The organism is Pleurocapsa sp. CCALA 161, from assembly GCF_003003995.1.
Classification (GTDB): domain Bacteria; phylum Cyanobacteriota; class Cyanobacteriia; order Cyanobacteriales; family Xenococcaceae; genus Waterburya.
Genome location: NZ_PVWF01000247.1, coordinates 1 through 2188, shown reverse-complemented (window position 1 = coordinate 2188; position 2188 = coordinate 1). Strand labels below are relative to the sequence as shown.

Annotated in this window: 2 protein-coding genes; both read right to left on the bottom strand. The window is 39.2% G+C overall.

From position 1 onward, the window contains the following. Positions 1–1436: type I polyketide synthase (locus C7B62_RS25260; RefSeq protein ID WP_146132231.1), on the bottom strand; the 1436-nt coding region annotated here is incomplete at its 3' end. Positions 1437–1744: 308 nt separating this feature from the next. Next, a partial coding sequence (locus C7B62_RS26980) for an acyl carrier protein (protein ID WP_146132230.1) occupies positions 1745–2188 on the bottom strand: 444 nt, incomplete at its 5' end.

Below are 2188 nucleotides of genomic sequence, written 5' to 3'. Positions count from 1 at the left end.
GAGCTTTTCGGTTCTGATTTCTGACTTTCGACCACTTGTTCTGGAGCTTCTTCTAAGATTACATGGGCATTAGTGCCGCTGAACCCAAAAGAACTCAGTCCTGCCAGACGAGATTTTTCTCCTTTTATCCAAGGTAAATTAGTCTTAGGGACTCTTACTGGTAATTCATCCCAATTAATGTAAGGATTAGGTTGATTAAAATGTAAATGAGGAGCAATTTCTTGATGTTGCATTTGCAACACAACCTTAATTAATCCTGCAATTCCTGCTGCTGCTTCTAAGTGACCGATATTGGTTTTGACTGAACTAATAATCAAAGGTTGCTCTTCAGAACGTTCTTGACAGAAAGCTTGACACAAAGCCTCTACTTCAATAGGATCTCCTAGACTAGTTCCTGTGCCGTGAGCTTCGACATAGTCAATATCTAGAGGATTTGAATTAGCGTTTTTTAATGCTTGCCGAATTACTGCTTTCTGAGAAGGGCCATTCGGTACTGTCAACCCACCACTAGGACCATCTTGATTAACTGCCGTACCTCGAATGACTGCAAGAATATCATCTTTGTCTGCCACTGCATCAGATAGCCGTTTGAGCACTACAATACCACATCCTTCCCCTCGCACATAACCATCTGCTGCTGCATCAAAAGTCTTACAATGACCGTTAGTAGATAAAGCTTTGGTTTTACTAAAGAAAATTGAGAGATGAGGAGAGAGCATTAAGTTAACCCCACCTACCAAAGCTAAGTTACATTCTTTAGCTCGCAAACTCTGACAAGCTTGATGAAGAGCCACTAAAGATGAGGAACAAGCAGTTTCTACTGCCAAACTTGGACCAGTAAATTTGAACGTATACGATAAACGTCCAGCTGCTGCCGATAAAGCATTGCCTGTGCCATAATAAGCATCTGGAGGTTGACTAGCTAAGAGTTGATGGGCGTAGTCATTACCAGTAATGCCGATAAATACTCCTGTCAAACTATTAAACAGTTTCTCTGGCACTTGGTTCGTGTTTTCTAGAGCTTCCCAACCTACTTCTAAAAGAAGTCTTTGTTGAGGATCTAAGCTAACTGCTTCCCGCGGAGCAATATTGAAAAATTGAGCATCAAACCTATCAACCTGGTCTATAAATCCTCCGTAACGGGTAGAGATTTTGCCAGGGGTTTCGGGGTTTGGGTCATAGTATTCATCAATATTCCAGCGTTGAGAAGGAACTTCAGTAATGCCATCTACGCCCTTGTTTAATAACTGCCAAAAGTCAGCAGGGGAATTTACTCCCCCAGGGAAGCGGCATCCCATACCAATAATAGCTATCGGTTCACTTTGAGCATATTTGAAAACTTGTAGTTCAGACTGCATTTCCTTCAAAGCTACTAGTGCTCGTTTAGTAGCTGATAAAGAATTATTTGTGTTTGCATGTTCTAAATTAGTTGTCATGTTTAATACCTTTTACTTAATAGCTGGTAAATTTTAGGTTAATTATGTGTTGCTGATTTTAGCTACGAAGCCGATAGTAAAATATTCGTAGATAGGTTTAGACGTATTTACATTGGATCTAGTAGAGCTATCCTTGATAGTTTCAGTCAACCAGATCGGAAGCTTAGATGCGAAATAGCCGATTAGCTATTAGCTTCAAAACATGCATTAATTTTAAATTTTCATAGTTCATGTTTTGATACAGTAATGCCGTTAGTTGTTATACTTAAAGGCACCTTCCAGGGATTCAAACAGACTAACTTGTGATACTAATAATTCATTTGTTCTAATTCTTTAAGCAATCTTGCTTCAGCCTCCGATTCTGATATCTGTTCTGCTTCTTTCCGAAATGTCGACTGAGATTCAGCTGGTGATGTTTCTTCTGCCGATGTTAAAGAAAACTCCATTGGTATTATTTTCTCTATTAAATAATTTACTAAACCTTCCAGGGTAGGATAGTCAAATAATAAAGTAGAACTTAAAAAAATGCCTAAACTTGATTCTAGACGATTTTTCAATTCGACGGCCATTAAAGAGTCTATCCCTAGCTCGAACAAAGATTGTCGAAGCTTTATTCTTTGCGGCACTTTTGAACCTAATACTATCGCAGTTTCAGAGCGAATATGAGTCATAAGTAGTTCCTCACGCTTTTCGACAGGTGTTGTCTCTAATTGCTGAATCAACGTAGACTTCTGGGGTAACAACTGCTCAAA